The organism is Agromyces sp. LHK192 (assembly GCF_004006235.1).
In the GTDB taxonomy this organism is placed as follows: domain Bacteria; phylum Actinomycetota; class Actinomycetes; order Actinomycetales; family Microbacteriaceae; genus Agromyces.
The window spans coordinates 3449906-3466200 of record NZ_CP034753.1; the positions used below are offsets into that span (position 1 = coordinate 3449906).

16 protein-coding genes are annotated in these 16295 nt (G+C 73.0%); 6 read left to right on the plus strand and 10 right to left on the minus strand.

The window, feature by feature from the left end; translation table 11 throughout:
- Positions 1–55 precede the first annotated feature (55 nt).
- A complete protein-coding gene (locus ELQ40_RS15660) occupies positions 56–1078 on the minus strand; it encodes a LacI family DNA-binding transcriptional regulator (protein ID WP_164863653.1) in 1023 nt (340 codons plus the stop codon).
- A 216-nt stretch (positions 1079–1294) separates the two neighbouring features.
- On the opposite strand from ELQ40_RS15660, the gene ELQ40_RS18860 reads away from it, so the two are divergent.
- A complete protein-coding gene (locus ELQ40_RS18860) occupies positions 1295–1759 on the plus strand; it encodes a hypothetical protein (RefSeq protein WP_164863655.1) in 465 nt (154 codons plus the stop codon).
- 12 nt (positions 1760–1771) lie between these two features.
- On the opposite strand, the gene ELQ40_RS15670 is transcribed toward ELQ40_RS18860, so the two are convergent.
- Entirely contained in the window at positions 1772–2692 is a 921-nt protein-coding gene (locus tag ELQ40_RS15670; RefSeq protein WP_127794523.1) for a 5'-3' exonuclease, read from the minus strand.
- Between the two features lie 104 nt (positions 2693–2796).
- On the opposite strand from ELQ40_RS15670, the gene ELQ40_RS15675 reads away from it, so the two are divergent.
- Entirely contained in the window at positions 2797–3879 is a 1083-nt protein-coding gene (locus ELQ40_RS15675; RefSeq protein ID WP_127794524.1) for an aromatic acid exporter family protein, read from the plus strand.
- A gap of 7 nt (positions 3880–3886) precedes the next feature.
- Here ELQ40_RS15675 and ELQ40_RS15680 read toward each other — a convergent pair whose 3' ends face one another.
- Entirely contained in the window at positions 3887–4132 is a 246-nt protein-coding gene (locus ELQ40_RS15680) for a hypothetical protein (RefSeq protein WP_127794525.1), read from the minus strand.
- Between the two features lie 151 nt (positions 4133–4283).
- Here ELQ40_RS15680 and ELQ40_RS15685 point away from each other — a divergent pair, with 151 nt between their 5' ends.
- The 3 genes from ELQ40_RS15685 (at position 4284) to ELQ40_RS15695 (ending at position 7093) form a co-directional block, all read left to right on the plus strand.
- Positions 4284–5396: a YbdK family carboxylate-amine ligase gene (locus tag ELQ40_RS15685; RefSeq protein ID WP_164863657.1), complete on the plus strand. Its 1113-nt coding sequence runs from the start codon at positions 4284–4286 to the stop codon at positions 5394–5396.
- Positions 5393–6262: a tryptophan-rich sensory protein gene (locus ELQ40_RS15690; RefSeq protein WP_240665826.1), complete on the plus strand. Its 870-nt coding sequence runs from the start codon at positions 5393–5395 to the stop codon at positions 6260–6262. Before ELQ40_RS15685 ends, ELQ40_RS15690 begins: the two co-directional genes overlap by 4 nt.
- A gap of 90 nt (positions 6263–6352) precedes the next feature.
- Entirely contained in the window at positions 6353–7093 is a 741-nt protein-coding gene (locus ELQ40_RS15695) for an alpha/beta family hydrolase (RefSeq protein WP_127794527.1), read from the plus strand.
- Positions 7094–7114: 21 nt separating this feature from the next.
- Here ELQ40_RS15695 and ELQ40_RS15700 read toward each other — a convergent pair whose 3' ends face one another.
- Positions 7115–8059 carry an NADP-dependent oxidoreductase gene (locus tag ELQ40_RS15700; protein ID WP_127794528.1) on the minus strand — a complete coding sequence of 315 codons (945 nt, stop codon included), beginning with the start codon at positions 8057–8059 and terminating at the stop codon, positions 7115–7117.
- Between the two features lie 94 nt (positions 8060–8153).
- Here ELQ40_RS15700 and ELQ40_RS15705 point away from each other — a divergent pair, with 94 nt between their 5' ends.
- Entirely contained in the window at positions 8154–9803 is a 1650-nt protein-coding gene (locus ELQ40_RS15705; RefSeq protein WP_127794529.1) for a molybdopterin-dependent oxidoreductase, read from the plus strand.
- Between the two features lie 106 nt (positions 9804–9909).
- Here ELQ40_RS15705 and ELQ40_RS15710 read toward each other — a convergent pair whose 3' ends face one another.
- The 6 genes from ELQ40_RS15710 to ELQ40_RS15735 form a co-directional block, all read right to left on the minus strand.
- Positions 9910–11838, minus strand: coding sequence for a DUF2207 domain-containing protein (locus ELQ40_RS15710; RefSeq protein WP_240665827.1), 1929 nt, complete (start codon positions 11836–11838; stop codon positions 9910–9912).
- 9 nt (positions 11839–11847) lie between these two features.
- Positions 11848–12288: an HNH endonuclease gene (locus tag ELQ40_RS15715; protein WP_127794530.1), complete on the minus strand. Its 441-nt coding sequence runs from the start codon at positions 12286–12288 to the stop codon at positions 11848–11850.
- Positions 12289–12325: 37 nt separating this feature from the next.
- Positions 12326–13081, minus strand: coding sequence for an SDR family NAD(P)-dependent oxidoreductase (locus tag ELQ40_RS15720; RefSeq protein ID WP_127794531.1), 756 nt, complete (start codon positions 13079–13081; stop codon positions 12326–12328).
- Between the two features lie 143 nt (positions 13082–13224).
- Positions 13225–13452: an RNA-binding S4 domain-containing protein gene (locus ELQ40_RS15725; RefSeq protein ID WP_127794532.1), complete on the minus strand. Its 228-nt coding sequence runs from the start codon at positions 13450–13452 to the stop codon at positions 13225–13227.
- Between the two features lie 9 nt (positions 13453–13461).
- Positions 13462–15222, minus strand: a complete 1761-nt coding sequence (locus tag ELQ40_RS15730) for an amidase (protein WP_127794533.1) — start codon at positions 15220–15222, stop codon at positions 13462–13464.
- Positions 15219–16253 carry an agmatine/peptidylarginine deiminase gene (locus ELQ40_RS15735; protein ID WP_127794534.1) on the minus strand — a complete coding sequence of 345 codons (1035 nt, stop codon included), beginning with the start codon at positions 16251–16253 and terminating at the stop codon, positions 15219–15221. The genes ELQ40_RS15730 and ELQ40_RS15735 overlap by 4 nt, the downstream gene beginning before the upstream one ends.
- Between the last annotated feature and the right edge of the window lie 42 nt (positions 16254–16295).

A 16295-nucleotide genomic window follows, 5' to 3' on the forward strand; every position in this document is an offset into this window, starting at 1 on the left:
GCGTCGACCGAGGTGCGATTCGATTCGGTGCGATGGAACGTTGCGAGCGGATGCCTCAGAGCCGCGGCCGCGAGACCGATCCGCGGGACTCTGTGACGGGAGGGATGAGTTCGACGCCCGAGGCGTCCGCCCCGCGCACCTGGCGCAGGGCCGACTCGACCGCGATGCGGCACATCTGGTCGAGTGGCAGTGGGATGCAGCTGAGCGGGACGACGAGGTGCGAGGTGTCGTAGCTCGCGCACGCGGCGAACAGCGACAGGTCGCCGGGCACCTCGAGCCCGAGCTGGCCGACCCGACGGAGCACGGCCTCGACGACCGGCTCGTTGCAGTGGAACACGACGGCCGTCAGATCGGGGGAGCGCTCGAGCAGCACGTCGAACTGACGTTCGGCGTCGCCTCGGGCGAGGGTCGGAGTCACGACGTCGAGCCGGATGCCGCGGGCCGCGGCCTCGGCCTCGAGTCCGCGGTTGAACCGCTGCACGAAGCCCGTGCCGCGCTCCAGGTAGGTGGGCGGATGCCCCACCACACCGATCACCCGGTGGCCGGCCTCGGCGAGTGTGGACACCGCCAGCCTCCCGGCGCGCTCGAAGTCGAGGTCGACGCAGGCGACGCCGTCGCCGCCCCGGCCGTCGTCGCCGGGGATGCCGATGAACGCGGCGGGCAGCGCGGCACGACGCACGACGTCGACGCGCTCGTCATGGGCTTTGACCCCCATCGCGACGACACCGTCGACCAGCGACGACGCGGCGACGCGTCGGATGCCGGAGACGTCGTCGTCCGTGGCGAGCAGCAGCACGTCGTAGTCGTGCCTGCGCGCCGTGTCGACGACGGCGGTGACGAATCGCATGTGCGTGGGCAGGTGCCCGTCGGTGTGGATCGGGGCCGAGAGCGCGAGGATGTTCGTCCTCGCGCCGGCCAGCATGCGTGCACCGGCGTTCGGCTGGTAATCGAGCTCGCGGATGGCGTCCGCGATGCGCGATCGTGTCGACGCGCCGATCGCACGCTTGCCGGAGAGGGCGTAGGAGACGGTCGAGATGGAGACGCCAGCCGCCTTCGCGACATCGCTGATCGTCACCATCCCGGTACCCCCCTTTGGACCCCTCGGCGTCGTCGGCGCCTCGATTTTCGAAGCGCTTCGATGACGTGGAAGCGAGAGTACGTCACGCCCCGGGCCGCGCGCAAGCCTTTTTGTTGGAAATAACGACAATTGGCCCGGCCAGGGTCGCGGTACCGTCGAGGTCATGACCCAGCACGCAGCGCACGGTGCCGGAGCGCCCGTCCCGGGCAGCATCCGATGAGCGGCGAGCCGCCGATCTGGGGCGGGGGCGCCGTCGACGGGCCCGGATGGTCGGCGCTCATGGCGTGGACGGGCCTCGTGCTCGGCGTCGGCGCCGTCATCTTCGCGTTCACCGCACCGTTGTGGGGCCGCCCGTTCGGCCTCGTGTGGATCGCCGGCTTCGGCGCACTCGCCGTCTGGTTCGGGGGCGTCGGATGGCTCCGGCTGCGCCGCCGCGGCGGAACCGCGCAGCGTGACCACGACGGACCGCACGACGGGGAAGCGAGCGACGCCGGCTCGCCGCTCGGCGCCGGCGCGGGCCTCGCCGGCGCCGTGCTCGGCGCCGTCGCGATCGCGCTCATGGCGTACGCCTGGGCGGCCTTCGTCGCGGCCGACGCCGGCGTCGAATGGCCGATGCCGCCGGCGTGGCATCCGCAGCCGGGAGAAGGTCCGCTCACTCCCCCGGGCGACGTGTCGATCTGAGGCGCCGCGGCTTCAGCCGAACGCCGCGACCACCCGCGCGACCGACCCGCCCAGGTTCCACTCGGTCGCCAGCGCCTCGAGGCGTTCGAGCCGCTCGCCCTCGACGGGCCGGATCGTCGCGTCGAATCCGCCGAGGTCGAGGTCGCGCGCGACCTCGACGACCTTGGGCGCGACGTCGAGGTAGTCGGCTGCCGCCGCGACCTTCGCCCGGATGCCGGCCGACATGCCGGGCGCACCCGACGCCGCCGCCTCGCGCACGCCGTCGAGGTCGACGAAGGTCTGCAGGAGCCCGGCCGCGGTCTTCTCCCCCACGCCGGCGACGCCGGGCAGCCCGTCGGAGGTGTCGCCGCGAAGCGCGGCGAAGTCGGCGTACTGCTGCGGCAGCACCCCGTACTTCTCGACGACGGAGCGGTCCGTGAGGACCTCGAGCTTGCTCATGCCCCGCGCGGTGTAGATCACGCGGATCCCGGCGTCGTCGTCGACGAGCTGGAAGAGGTCGCGGTCGCCGGTCACGACGTCGACCGGCACGGATGCCCCGGTCGCGAGCGTGCCGATGACGTCGTCGGCCTCGTGCTCGGCGGCCCCGACGATGGGCACGCCGATGAGTCCGAGCACCTCGCGGATGAGCGGCACCTGCTTGACCAGCCCAGGCGGCACCTCCTCGACGTCGGGTCCGCCGTCGACCGCGCGTTCGACGCGGTGGGCCTTGTAGCTCGGGATGAGCTCGACCCGCCAGGCCGGCCGCCAGTCGTCGTCCCAGCAGGCGACGACCTGCGTCGGCTCGAAGTCGGTGACGAGCTTCGTGATGATGTCGAGCAGTCCGCGCACGGCGTTGACCGGCGTGCCGTCGGCGCGACGGATCTTGTCGGGCACCCCGTAGAACGCACGGAAGTACAGCGAGGCGGTGTCGAGCAGCATCAGGCGATCGGGCATGGGGCGATCCTTCCACGCACGGCCGACGGCGTCGATCGGGCGGATGCCTCGGCCGACGCCCGCTGCACCCGTCGAGGCGGCGGGGCGAGGGCTACCGTTGGGTCATGGGGATCGCGACGACGTTCCGCGCGGCGAAGCGGCAGCCGCTGCTGCAGGTCGCGAAGGCCGCCGTCGCGACGATCGCGGCCTGGCTGATCGCGGGCTGGCTGATCCCGGGGCCGCTGCCCGTGTTCGCGGCGATCGCCGCGCTGCTCGTCGTGCAGCCGAGCGTGAACCAGTCGCTCGGCAAGGCGATCGAACGCAGCGTGGGCGTGATCCTCGGCGTGCTCGTGGCGACGGGCCTCTCGTTCGTGCTTGGGGACGCCTCGTGGGTCGTGCTCGTGGCGATCATGGTTGCTCTCGTCATCGCGTGGGCGCTCCGCATGACCGCGGGCACGGCGAACCAGGTCGCGATCAGCGCCATGCTCGTGCTCGCGCTCGGCGGCACGTCGCCGCAGTACGCGCTCGACCGGGTGCTCGAGACCCTCATCGGGGCGGTGATCGGCATCATCGTGAACGTGGTGATCGTGCCGCCCGTCGCGCTGCGCCCGGCCCGCGCCGACCTCTCCCTGCTCGGCGGCGAGCTGGCGGGCTCGCTCGAGCGGCTCGCGTCGGCGCTCGAGTCGCCGCAGGGCGCCCGCGAGATGCAGCAGACGATGATCGAGGCCCGGCTGCTGCGGCCGATGCGGGATGCCGCCGACGCATCGATCTCGGCGGCCGAGGAGTCGCTCATGCTGAACCCGCGACGCTCGGCGCACCGCGGTGAGCTGGCGGAGGATCGCGCACTGCTCGACCGGATCGGTCCGATCGTGACGCAGGTGATCGGCATGACCCGAGCCGTGGTCGACCACTACGACCCGTCGCTGGCCGATGAGCCGACCGTCGCCGCCATCGCCGAACAGCTCCGGCGGGCCGCCCACGACGTGCGGCTCGCCGTGCACCTGGCGGACGTCGATCCGCAACCGCCGACCTCCGTCGTCCCGGCACTGACATCGCCGCTCGTGCTCTCGACGCCGAAGTCGGGCAACTGGATCCTCATCGGATCGCTCATGGAGGATCTCCGCCGCATCCACGAGGAGCTGCTCGACGAGGCCGGCGCCAGCGATGGCGGCGGGAACGGTGACGCCGCCGCCGGCGGCGGTCGCTGAGCCCCGGCTACCCGAGCAGCTCGCGCACCGCGAGGCCCCACTCGAAGCCGCAGTCGCGGCAGTCGAAGATGGGCGCATCCGCGATGAATGCACCGAGGTCGACCTCGCCCTGCGAGACCTCCACCTCGAAGTCGAGCGGGCCGTAGACGATCGCACGGACCGTCTGGGAGCCGCAGCGGGGGCACGGGTCGTCGAGCACCTCGGGCGCGAAGCGCGCCTGCGGCTCGAGGTTCAGCTGCATCCGGTCGGTCATGGCTGACACGGTACGCGCGCCCGCCGACATCCCCCGGACCGGCACGCGTAACCGAACGTCCCGGGCGGACGATAGGGGCTTGACACCCTCCGACGGCCCGCTCAGGCTCGAATCACGGCGCGGGAGTCGAACCACCGCCGGAGGGGGAGCCATGCACGCGACGTTCGGCGTCGAAGAGGAGTTCATCTTCCTCGATCCGCAGAGCCTTCGCGGTGCCGACATCGCCGAGGCGTTCTACGACCGGCTCGCGACGGATCCGACGTGGGCGCCGTACACGCATCGCGAGTTCCTCGCCTCCCAGATCGAGCACGCGTCACCCGTGTTCGACACGCTCGCCGGGGCGCTGCCGGTGCTGGCGGGGTTCCGCCGGCTCGTCGCCGAGGAGGCCGAGCGCGCCGGCGTGATCGCGGCGAGCGTCGGCACCTCCCCCGACGCCCTGCCGTTCCCGGCCATCACCCACAACGACCGCTACCAGCGCATCGTCCGCGACATGGCCGGTCTCATCGCCGACCACCAGATGAGCGGCCTGCACGTGCACGTCGGCATCCCCGACCGCGACGCCGGGATCCTCGCGATGAACACCGTGCGGCCGTGGCTGCCGCTGCTCACCGCGATCACCGGCAATTCGCCGTTCTGGCGCGGGTACGACACCGGGTACGAGAGCTGGCGCACCGTGCAGTTGCGCCGCTGGCCGACCGCCGGGTCGCCGCCGCGGTTCCGCAGCGCGAAGGAGTACGACCGGAGGATCCGCAGCCTGATCGGCCTGGGCGGCATGACCGACCTCGCCCTCATCGCGTGGAACGTGCGTCTCTCCGAGCACCTGCCGACGATCGAGTTCCGCATGGGCGACGCGCAGTTGAGTGCCGAGGACACCCTGCTGGTCGCGGCACTGTGCCGCGGCATCGTGAACCACGCGATCGAGACCGGCGGACGAGACCTGGACCGGACCGACATCCAGCCCGAGCTGCTGTCGGCCGCCGTGATGCACTCGGCCCACGTCGGCATGCGCGCGCAGTTGTACGACCCCGTGCTCCGCGAGCTGGCCGACGCGAGGAGCGTGCTCGACCGGTTCGTCGCGCTCATCGGCCCGCAGCTCGACGCGGAGGGCGACACCGGGGTCGCCGCCGAACTGCTCGCGCGGCTGACCCAGCTCGGCACCGGGGCGGCGCGCCAGCGGCGCGCCTTCCAGCGGGGCGGGCTGGAAGGCCTCGGGTCGCTGCTCGCCGGTGCGATCGACAGCAGCCCGACGGAATGGGCGGCATGACCGAGGCGCCGAGCGGATCGGGTCCGGCCGCCGAGTCCACCGGGGCCGCTGCTCACCGGTCCGGGACCAGGTCCGATCTGGTTCGGCAGCTCGTCGTCGTCGTGGCGGCCGTCGTCGCGATCGCGGGCGCATTCCTCGGGTCCGGCGCGGCCGGCGGGCAGCGCATCCAGGACGCGGCTGGCGGATGGCTCGACGACGACTCGACGCTCATCGCCCCGGCCGGTCCGGCGTTCTCGATCTGGACCCTGATCTACCTCGGCCTCGCCGCGTACGCGGTCTGGCAGCTCCTCCCGTCGCAACGCGCCTCGGAGCGCCACCGCCTGCTCGGGTATCCGGTCGCGGCGTCGATGCTGTTGAACGCCGTCTGGATCCTCGTCGTGCAGGCCGGCCTGCTCTGGGTGAGCGTCCTGGTGATCGCCGTGCTGCTGGCGCTCCTCGGCTGGATGTACCGGGCCTGCGTCCGGCATCCGCCGCACCGGTTCACCGATGCCCTGCTCACCGACGGCACGATCGGGCTCTACCTCGGCTGGGTGACGGTCGCGACCGCGGCGAACGTCACCGCCGCCCTCCAGTCCACCGGGTTCGACGGGTGGGGCATCGCGCCAGAGGTCTGGGCGATCGTCGTGATCGCCGTCGCGGTCGCGGCCATCGGCGCGACGGGGGTCGCGAGCCACGGTGGCCTGGCACCGATGCTGTCGTCGTGCTGGGGCCTCGCCTGGCTCGCGGTCGGACGCCTCACGGGCGAGCCCGCCTCGGTAGCCGTCGGCGTCGCGGCGATCGTGGGCATCGTGGTGATCGTCGCCGTCACGCTCGTCGCGCGGTTCGCCGACGGCCGCAACCGCCGCCTGGGCGGGCGACCCGCCTGAGGCGATCGCCACGCTGGCGACGGATGCAACGGGCGACAGTTGCAACGGGCGACGGATGCCGCGATCCGGCGGATGCGCGACCATGGGGTCATGAACGCAGCACCCGGGGATGCCGATCACGTCGACGATGCCGCAGCCGCACACGTCGAGGAGACCGCGCTCGCGATCGACGTCGAGGGCATTCCGGTCTCGGCCGTCGCGACGCGGCCGGCCGACCCGATCGCGACGATCGCCGTGGCGCACGGCGCCGGCACCGGCATGGAGCACCCCGGCGTGAGCGGCTTCACCCGTGCGATGCACCGGATCGGCTTCGCGACGATCCGCTTCAACTTCCCCTACCGCGAGCAGGGCCGACGGATGCCCGGCCGCCCGGCCTCGGCGATCGCCGCGTGGCGTGCGGTGGTCGAGCAGGTGCGCGAGTCGAACGCCGCGGCCGGGGCATCCGACCTGCCGATCTGGGCGGCCGGCCGTTCGTACGGCGGGCGCATGGCGTCGATGGCGGCGGCCGAGCCCGATGGGCTCGCGGTCGCCGGCCTCGTGTTCCTCGGGTACCCGCTGCACGCACCGGGCAAGGCCGACAGCCCGCGCGACGCGCACCTGTACGGGCTCGACCTGCCGATGCTGTTCCTCCAGGGCACGAACGACCCCTTCGCGACCCCCAACTCGCAGCTCGACGACGTGGTCGCCCGGATCGGGCCGAACGCCGTACTCGACTGGCTCGACGGCGCCGGGCACTCCTTCGAGGTGAAGGGCCGCAAGCGGCCCGCCGACGAGATCGCGGCGGATCTCGCGCCGCGCGCCTCGGCGTTCATCCGCTCGCGGTTCGGCTGAGGCGGCGCAGGCATCCGTCGCCTACGGCAGCAGGATGATCTTGCCGCGCACCTGCTTCGTCTCGCTCTGCCGGTGCGCCTCGGCGGCGTCGGCGAGCGGGTAGCGGTGCGCGATCTCGAGCCGGAGCTCGCCGTTCGCGACGAGCTCGGCGATCACCGGGATCGCCTCGTCGCGCAGCGCCTGCTCCTCGTCGGTGAGCGGATGGGGGCTGCCGGCGCGCCACGCCCGGATACCGAGATCGGCGGCATCGGCGCCGAGCACGATCGTGCCGATGCGCGACGGATCGGCGACGAGTGCCTTCGAGACCTCGATCGCCTCCTGGGTGCCGATCGCGTCGACCGCGACGGTCACACCCTCGGGTGCCGCAGCGCGCACCCGCTCGAGCAGGCCATCGCCGTACGCGACCGGGATCGCGCCGAGGTCGCGCAGGTGGTCGTGGTTGCGCTCGCTGGCGGTCGCGATGACGGTCGCGCCCGCGCGGCGCGCGAGCTGGATCGCGATCTGCCCGACCGCGCCCGCGCCCGCGTGCCAGAGGAGCGTGTCGCCCTCGCCGACGCCGAGTGACGCGAGCACCTGGTACGCGGTGCTCCCCGGGATCGGGATGGCCGCCGCCTCCTCCCAACTGAGCGATGCGGGCTTGGGCGTGAGCTTCGACACCGGCACCGCGAGCTCCGTCGCGTACGTACCAGGCCCCTCAGCGACGATGACCTCGTCGCCCACCGCGACGCCCTCGACGTCGTCGGCCACCGCGGTCACGACCCCGGCGCCGTCGGCGCCGACCGTGCGCCAGCCGTCGAGCGGGGCGCTCTTGCGCGCACCCGACCGCAGCTTCGTGTCGAGCGGGTTGACGCCCGCGGCACGGATCTCGACGACCGCCTCGCCCGGCCCCGGCAGGGCGTACGGGATCTCGTTGAACTCGAGGACCTCGGGTCCTCCGTGTCGGTCGTACTGGATCGCGTGCGGCATGCCCGCCCCTCTCGTCGCCGGGGCGCCGTGCCCCCGCAGGCCAGCCTACGTGCGCGACGCCGCCCGCACAGCGGTGCGGCGTACGCTGGAGCGCATGCGCGACGCGCGAACCCGGACCCGCGGCCGCCTGCTGTTCCCGGCACTGGCCGGCATCGCGGCGGCAATCGTCGCCGTGGGCGTCGGCGAACTCGTCGCAGCGGTCGTCGCCCCGGAATCCGCGCCGATCACGGTCGTGGGCGCCGCCCTCATCGACCTCGCGCCCACATGGGCGAAGGACGCCGCGATCGCGCTCTTCGGCACAGCCGACAAGGTCGCGCTCGTGGTCGGGATCCTGCTGTTGCTCGTCGTGGTCGCCGGGCTCGCCGGGGTGCTCCAGGTGCGGCGACCGCCGTGGGGCTCGGTCGTCTTCCTCGCACTCGGCGTCGTCGGCGCGATCGCCGCGGCGACCCGCGCGGGCGCCGGCATGCTCGCCATCGTGCCCGCCGCAGCGGCCGGCATCGTCGGCGCCGTCGCGGTCATGGTGCTCGCGCGACGATGGCCGGAGGCCGCAGCGGGATCCGGATCGCCCGAGGCATCCGTCGCTCCCGCCGCATCGGTTGCATCCGGGGCATCCGTCGCTCCCGTCGTTCCTGTTGCATCCGGGGCATCCGCCGGATCCGGAGCATCCGCGCCCGTGCCCGACCGGCGCCGCTTCCTCGCCTGGGCCGGCGGCGCCGCCGCGATCGGCGTGCTCGCGGCCCTCGCCGGTTCTGCACTGCAGACCGGGCGACGCGCGGTGCAGGCCGTGCGCGACCTGGTGCAGCTGCCGAGTCCGACGGCGACCGCGACGATCCCGGCCGGCGCCGAGCTCGACCTCGACGGCCTGGCCCCCGTGGTCACGCCGAACGCCGAGTTCTACCGCATCGACACCGCACTGCGCGTGCCCGAGATCGACCCGGCCGACTGGAGCCTGCGCATCCACGGCATGGTCGCCCGCGAGGTCACGGTCACCTGGGACGAACTGCTCGAGCTGCCCTTCGCCGAGAGCGTCACGACCCTCGCCTGCGTGTCGAACGAGGTCGGCGGCGGACTGATCGGCAACGCGGTGTGGCTGGGGTATCCGATCCGCGAGCTCCTCGCGCGCGCCGGGCCCGACCCGTCGGCCGACATGGTGCTGTCGCGGTCGATCGACGGCTTCACCGCGTCGACGCCGCTCGAGGTGCTGCAGGACGACCGCGCCGCCGTGCTCGCGATCGGCATGAACGGCGAACCGCTGCCGCTCGAGCACGGATTCCCCGCGCGCCTCGTCGTGCCGGGTCTGTACGGCTACGTCTCCGCGACGAAGTGGGTCACCGAGCTCGAGGTCACGCGGTTCGACGAGGCATCCGCGTACTGGACCGATCGCGGGTGGAGCGAACGCGGGCCGATCAAGCTGCAGAGCCGCATCGACGTGCCTCGGCAGGGCCAGCGGCCCGCGGCGGGCACCGTGGTCGTCGCGGGCGTCGCGTGGCACCAGCACGTCGGCATCTCGGCCGTCGAGGTCCGCGTCGACGAGGGTCCGTGGCGCGAGGCCGAGCTGGCGACCGCGATCTCCGCCGACACGTGGGTGCAGTGGCGGTTCGAATGGGCGGATGCCTCGGCCGGAAGCCACACGCTCCAGGTGCGCGCGACCGGCGCCGACGGAGCGGTGCAGACCGGCGAGCAGCAAGGCGTCATCCCCGACGGCGCGACGGGATGGCACACCGTGCGCGTCGACGTGGCGTGAGCCACGTTTTCAGGACCACGGCCTCGTTGGCCGTGTATCCGGCTCATGACCGCTGTGGTCCTGAAAAGGTGACAGGGCCGGGACAGGTCACGGGGAGCCGGCGGGCTCAGACCCCGCCGCCACCTCCGCCGCCTCCGCCGCCGCCGGCGGAAGCGCCGCCGCCCGATCCGCCGCTCGACGCCGAGTAGGTCGAGGTCACGCTCGAACTCATCCCCCCGATGGCCGACGAGAACACCGCCGCGTTGAACAGGTGCGAACCCGAGTACCAGTCGGGCTGGCGGCCCATGCGCTCGTACGACCGCCCGAGCTCAGCGGTCCACGCCTTCTCCTGGCCGAGCAGCACCGCCCACGGCAGCAGCCGCTCGTCCAGCTGCAACACCTGCTCGGGGTCGTCGGCGGCGACCGGCGTGCGCAGCGCGCCCGCCGGGGATTGCAGGTACGCGAGGCGGTCGGCCTCGGCCATGCGGATGTACAGCTCGAGCCCGGCGAGATGATCGCGCACCTCCGCGCCCTTCGTGCGCAGCGGATGCTTGACGAGCAGCAGGACTGCGGCCACCACGGCGATCCCGCCGACGAGCATCGGCACGAGCGGCCAGATGCCGCCGTAGACCTGGTCGAACGAGACCACCGCGAAGACGAAGGCGACCAACCCGCCGACCAGCGCGACGAGCCCGGCGCCCACCATCGCGCCAACCGGGAGCTTGCCCCGGTACCCCTCGCTGGTCGCTCGACGGCCGACGTCCTGCTGGAGCGTCGTCAACTGCTTGACCGCCTTCGCGTCGGCCTTGCCGAGCTCGCGGCGCTCGCCCGGCGTCAGCGTCGCACCGAACAGGGCGTGCAGGGCCTGCACGTCATCGGCGGTGGGCTCGATCCGCCGGAGGCGCCGTTGCCGTTCCCGCAGCTCATCGGCGGGACCCGGCTCCTGGTACTGGAGCTCGAACGAGGGCTTCGACGCGAACCATCCCTTCGCGGGCACCTCGACGACCTGGAGCCTGCCGAGGACCGCGAGCTGCAGGATCTGCGCGGGGATCGCGTGCGTGGTGCCCTTGGCGATCACGGAGCCGAGCAGCACGCCGACGCCCTCGGGCGGCAGGTACTCGGGCACGATCACCGGCCGCCCCGGTTCGTCGCGGAGCCGCGTCGCCCGGAGCACGCCCGCCCACACGGCGGCGAGCACCGCCACCAGTGCACCGAGCACCGAGATCAGCGGCCAGGGCGCCGCGAGGAACCCGTCGTCGCGCGCGATGAACGTGCCGGCCTCGAATCCGATCGCGAAGGTCAGCGTCTGATGCGGGCCGAGTTCGCGTGCCTCGAATGTCCAGCCGTCGGCGGTCGGCGCCGCGGTCGCGGCGCCGGTGCTTCCCTGCGTGCCGGCCGCCGTGTCGACGCCGCCGGTCGCGGCTTCGGCGAGCCCGGGCCCGAGGTGCACGTTCGCCGTCACGACGCCGAACGGCTGCGCCCAGTCGGTGCCGTTCACGTCCCAGTAGAACTCGTCGGCGTCGGTGTCCGCGTAGTACCTCGTGACATCCCGTTGGGTGTAGGTGATGACGTAGGTCTGGGTGCCGTGCACGTAGTCGTCGGCCGCGATCGTGAGCGTCACGATGCCGCCGTCGCGTTCCTCCTCGTAGGGCCGCGCGGCGCCGGCCTCGTCGGTGACCGACTCGACCTGCAGCCCGGTCGGATGCCCGTCGTACTCGTCGACGAGATTGCGCCGGATGCCCCGGTTCTGGTCGATCTCGGGGAACTGCGCGACGAGCGTCTCAGTCGTCGTCAGCGTCGACCGGCCCTCGGCGTCGCGGTCGAGCGCGTAGTCGCCCGTGAACGACGCGAACGTGAAGTCGTCGACCCCGGCGGCGACTGCGGCGACCGGGGCGGAGGCCGCGGCGCCCGGGCCGTAGGCCGCGGCGACCGGGGCGGGAGCTGCGGCCGCAACTGCGGGAGCGGACACGGCCGCGACGGCGAGCGCGACGGCTCCCGCGGCGACGGCGAGCCCCGCCGCGACTCGGGTCGACATGGATCGGGCGCGGCCGGGCATGCGCCAAGCCTAGGTGGTGTCGTCCGGCCGGTTGCCGTCCGGCCGGGCGTCGGCCGGCCGGACGTCGTCCGCCGGATCGCCGTCCGCGGGAGCATCCGCCGTCGGATACCTCGCCCGGAGCACCACGACGACCTCGCGCTGCCGCAGCAGGAACGAGCGTTCGTCGAGCCGCTTCCGCCGCATCCACGAGGTGACCTCGCCGTTGCCCTTGCTGGCGTTGCACGACGCGCACGCCGGCACCACGTTCTCGAAGGTGTACCGCCCACCGCGGGAGATCGGTTGCACGCAGTCGCGCTGGAGCGGCCGGTCGGCGGCGCCGCAGTACGCGCACCCACCCCACTCGGCGGCCATGACGAGCCACTGCTCGTCGGTGAGGTCGTGGGTGCGGGCCGCCATCCGCCGCTTCCGACGGCGCGAGTACACCGCCGACCTGCTGCGCGACACGGCCATGCGGCCGAGGATACGCCCCGCGCCGGCCACCGGCGGTTCACACCGCCGCGTAGCCGCCGTCGATCACGTGGTAGCTGCCGGTGACGAAGCTCGCCGCGTCGCTCGCGAGGAACGCGACGAGCGCGGCGACCTCGTCGGCCTCGCCGAGGCGGCCCATCGGGTGCTTGGTCACGAGGAACTCGACGAGCGCGTCGTCGGCGTGCGCCGTGAGCATCGGGGTCTTGATGAACGCCGGCCCGACGGCGTTGACGCGCACGCCTGCCGGCGCGTACTCGGCGGCCGCGGTCTTCGCGAGGCCGATGAGCGCGTGCTTCGACGTGACGTAGGCCGATTGCGCTGGGAACGCGACGGTGCCGAAGACCGAGCTCATGATCACGATCGAGCCGCCGCCGTTCGCGGCGATCGCGGGCAGCTGCGCCTTGAGGTTGCGGAAGGTCGCGTTCACGTTGAGTTCGATGACCTGGTTCCAGCTGTCGTCGGGGTAGTCGCCGATGGGCGCGGCCGCGCCGCCGATGCCGGCGTTGTCGACGGCGATGCGAAGCGGCGCGAGCGCGTTCGCCTGGTCGATCGAGGCCGCGATCCACGCGGCATCAGATGCGTCGCCGGGGGATGCCTCGGCGACGCCGCCCGCCGCCCGGATCTCCTCGACGACCGCGTTCGCCTTCTCGGCGTCGACGTCGTTCACGAGCACGGATGCCCCGTTCGCCGCGAGCAGGAGCGCGGTCGCGCGGCCGAGGCCGCTTCCTGCTCCGGTCACGATCGCCGATCGGTCGGCCACGTCGTACTGCGCCATTGCAGCGTTCCCTCCGGGGCGGCGTCGGGTTCCGCGAGCCCTTCGCGGGCGTACCGCCCGGGCACCATCTAATAAGTGAATGACGGTTCCGGTCAAGGGTGACTGTTTATCGTCGGATCCGCCGCGCCGGAAACAGGCACCCCTCACGGCCGAACGCGGCGGCGATGCCCTTCGAACTCGACGACGTCGCCGTCGTGCAGTTGGCGACCGCGGCGCAGGTCGACCTCGCCGTTCACGCTCACCATGCCCTCGGCGATGACTTCCTTCACCTCACCGCCGGAGTCGAGGAGCCCGGCGAACTTCAGGAACTGCCCGAGGCGGATCATCTCGCCGCCGATCGGGACGTCTTCGATCGGAGCCTGCTTCGTCATCCCCGCAGGCTAGCCGAGCCGCGGCGTGCGCGACGGCTCGGTGCGCCGCGCACCGGTCGCCTCGAACGCGGCCGCGAGCCGCAGCAGCCCGGTGTCGTCGTAGGCGCGCCCGGCGAAGGTGAGCCCGACGGGCATCCCGATGTCGGCCATCGTGCCCATCGGCACCGTCACCGTCGGGATACCGAGGTGCCTCGGCACGAGGTTGCCGTTCGCGACCCAGACGCCGTTGCGCCAGCCGAGATCGGCGGATGCCTCGTCCACGTCCATGTCGGCCGGCCCGACGTCGGCGACCGCGGGGAAGAGCACCGCGTCGAGCCCGAGGTCGTCCATCCACTGCTCGAGGTCGAGGCGACGGGTCTCCTCGAGGCCGCGCAGGCCCCCCTCGAGTTCGGGCATGTCGGCCCACGTGGCATCCGGATGCGCGCGCACCCAGTCCGGGTACTCGGCGATGTCGTCGTCGAATCCGGTGTACCGGTCGGGTAGCGCGCCCTCCGGATGCGGGAAGATCCTCGCGCCGTCGACGTCGACCAGCGACGAGAGCGCCGGGTCGCCGTTCGCCTGCAGGAAGTCCTCCCAGCCCCAGGCCGACAGGTCGACGATCTCGCGGCGGAGGTACGCCGGCGAGACGAGCCCGCGGGTCGCGATGGTCGGGGCGCCGGGCCGGTCGCCCTCGTAGTTCGAGACGACCGGGAAGTCGACGAGCACGACCTCGGCGCCCGCGGCCTCGAGGTCGAGCCGCGCCGCCTCCCACAGTTCGACGACCGACGCGCGGGTCTCGATGCGCTGTCCGGTCGGTCCGCCGATGCCGGGCTCACGGCCCGCCTCGGCCGTGCCCGCCTCGGCGTCGTCGTTCACGTACATGCGGGGCACGCCGAATCGCCGGCCCTCGAGTTCGGCCCTGGCCGACGGGGCATCCGACGGGGCGAGCGCCGAGTACGACGCGGGCCGCACCTCGGATGCCGCGGGGAGGGCGATCCACGGCTGCGCGCGCCAGAAGTCGCCGCGCGTCTCGGCGTCATCGGCGACGATGACGTCGAGCACCTCCAGCAGGTCGGCCATGGTGCGGGTGTGCGGCACGACGACGTCCATCGTCGGCACGAGCGGCCAGTTGCCGCGGGTCGAGATGACGCCGCGCGAGGGCGTGTAGGCGCAGAGCGCGTTGTTCGACGCGGGCGCGCGGCCCGACGACCAGGTCTCCTCGCCGAGCCCGAACGCCGCGAACGACGCCGCGGTGGCGGTGCCCGAGCCGTTCGACGAGCCCGAGCCGAACGCGGCGGTCAGGAACTCCGCGTTGTAGGGCGACTCGGCGCGGCCGTACACGCCGCGCTGCATGCCGCCGTTGGCCATCGGCGGCATGTTCGTGAGCCCGAGGCAGATGGCGCCCGACCCGCGCAGCCGCTCGATCGTGAACGCGTCGCGCTGCGCGACGAGGTCGGCGAACGCCGGGCTGCCCGCTGCGGCGGTGAGGCCGCGCACGAGGTAGCTGTCCTTCGCGGTGTACGGGATGCCGTCGAGCGGCCCGAGCAGCTCGCCGCGGGCGCGACGGGCGTCGGATGCCTCGGCCTCGACGAGCGCGTCGGGGTTGCGCACGACGACGGCGTTGAGCGCCGTCGCGGTTCCGGGCACGTCGTAGGCGTCGATCCGGTCGAGGTAGGCGCGCAAGAGGTCGACGCTCGTGGCGGCGCCGCGCTCGAGCGCTCCGCGCAGCTCGGCGATGGTCGCCTCGACGACGTCGAAGGTCGGTGACGCGCCGGTCGGCCCACCGCTCATCGGGCCACCGCCGGCTGCTGCTGCGTGATGCAGTGGATGCCGCCGCCGCGGGCGAACAACGGGCGGGCGTCGACCGTGACCGCGCGGCGGCCGGGGTAGGCCGCCTCGAGGATCTCGCGCGCCGCGGCATCCGCCCGCTCGTCGCCGAAGCCGCAGGCGATCACGCCGCCGTTGACGACCAGGTGGTTGACGTAGCTCCAGTCGACGAAGCCCTCGTCGTCGCGCAGCGTCGCCGGGGCGGGCAGGTCGATGAGGTCGAACGTGCGGCCCGAGGCATCCGTCTCGGTGGCGAGCTGGGCACGCAGGTCGCGCGTGACCTCGAAGTCGGGGTGGGCGGGGTCGCGCTGGTCGTGCAGCAGGATGCGGCCGGGCGACGGCATGGTCGCGACGATGTCGACGTGCCCGTTGGTGCCGAAGTCGTCGTAGTCGCGCGTGAGGCCGCGGGGCAGCCAGATCGCCTTCGTGGTGCCGAGCGTGCGGGCGAGCTCGGCCTCGACCCGGGCGCGGTCGGCGTACGGGTTGCGGCGCGGATCGAGCTGCACGGTGTCGGTCAGCAGGATCGTGCCCTCGCCGTCGACGTGGATGCCGCCGCCCTCGTTGACGAGCACGGAGCTCACGAGCTCGGCGCCGACCAGTTCGGCGATGATCCGGGCGTGCTCGGCGGACTTGCGCCACTCCGACCACGCCGGCGCGCCCCAGCCGTTGAAGATCCAGTCCACCGCGCCCAGCAGGCCGGGGTGCTCGTCGTCGACGACGAACGTCGGGCCGTGGTCGCGCATCCAGAACTCGTCGACCGGCGCCTCGACCTGCGCGACGCCGTCGCCGAGCATCGCGCGGGCGCGGGCGCGCTCCGACGGGTCGATGAGCATCGTGACGGGCTCGAACTCGGCGACCGCGTGGGCGACGGCGGTCCAGGCGGCGTACCCCTCCTCGCGCTCGGCGGCCGATTCGCCGAGGGTGGGCCCCTCGGCGGGGAACGCCATCCAGGTGCGCTCGTGCGGTGCGGTCTCTGCGGGCATGCGCCAGGTCATGCGTGGCCTCCGGTGTTCCGTGCTTCGTGCTTGGTGCTTGGT

Bases quoted from the DNA above. Each gene is read 5' to 3' on its own strand.
- ELQ40_RS15660 (WP_164863653.1), bottom strand. From the start codon at position 1,078: ATGGTGACGATCAGCGATGTCGCGAAGGCGGCTGGCGTCTCCATCTCG.
- ELQ40_RS18860 (WP_164863655.1), top strand. From the start codon at position 1,295: ATGAGCGGCGAGCCGCCGATCTGGGGCGGGGGCGCCGTCGACGGGCCC.
- ELQ40_RS15670 (WP_127794523.1), bottom strand. From the start codon at position 2,692: ATGCCCGATCGCCTGATGCTGCTCGACACCGCCTCGCTGTACTTCCGT.
- ELQ40_RS15675 (WP_127794524.1), top strand. From the start codon at position 2,797: ATGGGGATCGCGACGACGTTCCGCGCGGCGAAGCGGCAGCCGCTGCTG.
- ELQ40_RS15680 (WP_127794525.1), bottom strand. From the start codon at position 4,132: ATGACCGACCGGATGCAGCTGAACCTCGAGCCGCAGGCGCGCTTCGCG.
- ELQ40_RS15685 (WP_164863657.1), top strand. From the start codon at position 4,284: ATGCACGCGACGTTCGGCGTCGAAGAGGAGTTCATCTTCCTCGATCCG.
- ELQ40_RS15690 (WP_240665826.1), top strand. From the start codon at position 5,393: ATGACCGAGGCGCCGAGCGGATCGGGTCCGGCCGCCGAGTCCACCGGG.
- ELQ40_RS15695 (WP_127794527.1), top strand. From the start codon at position 6,353: ATGAACGCAGCACCCGGGGATGCCGATCACGTCGACGATGCCGCAGCC.
- ELQ40_RS15700 (WP_127794528.1), bottom strand. From the start codon at position 8,059: ATGCCGCACGCGATCCAGTACGACCGACACGGAGGACCCGAGGTCCTC.
- ELQ40_RS15705 (WP_127794529.1), top strand. From the start codon at position 8,154: ATGCGCGACGCGCGAACCCGGACCCGCGGCCGCCTGCTGTTCCCGGCA.
- ELQ40_RS15710 (WP_240665827.1), bottom strand. From the start codon at position 11,838: ATGCCCGGCCGCGCCCGATCCATGTCGACCCGAGTCGCGGCGGGGCTC.
- ELQ40_RS15715 (WP_127794530.1), bottom strand. From the start codon at position 12,288: ATGGCCGTGTCGCGCAGCAGGTCGGCGGTGTACTCGCGCCGTCGGAAG.
- ELQ40_RS15720 (WP_127794531.1), bottom strand. From the start codon at position 13,081: ATGGCGCAGTACGACGTGGCCGACCGATCGGCGATCGTGACCGGAGCA.
- ELQ40_RS15725 (WP_127794532.1), bottom strand. From the start codon at position 13,452: ATGACGAAGCAGGCTCCGATCGAAGACGTCCCGATCGGCGGCGAGATG.
- ELQ40_RS15730 (WP_127794533.1), bottom strand. From the start codon at position 15,222: ATGAGCGGTGGGCCGACCGGCGCGTCACCGACCTTCGACGTCGTCGAG.
- ELQ40_RS15735 (WP_127794534.1), bottom strand. From the start codon at position 16,253: ATGACCTGGCGCATGCCCGCAGAGACCGCACCGCACGAGCGCACCTGG.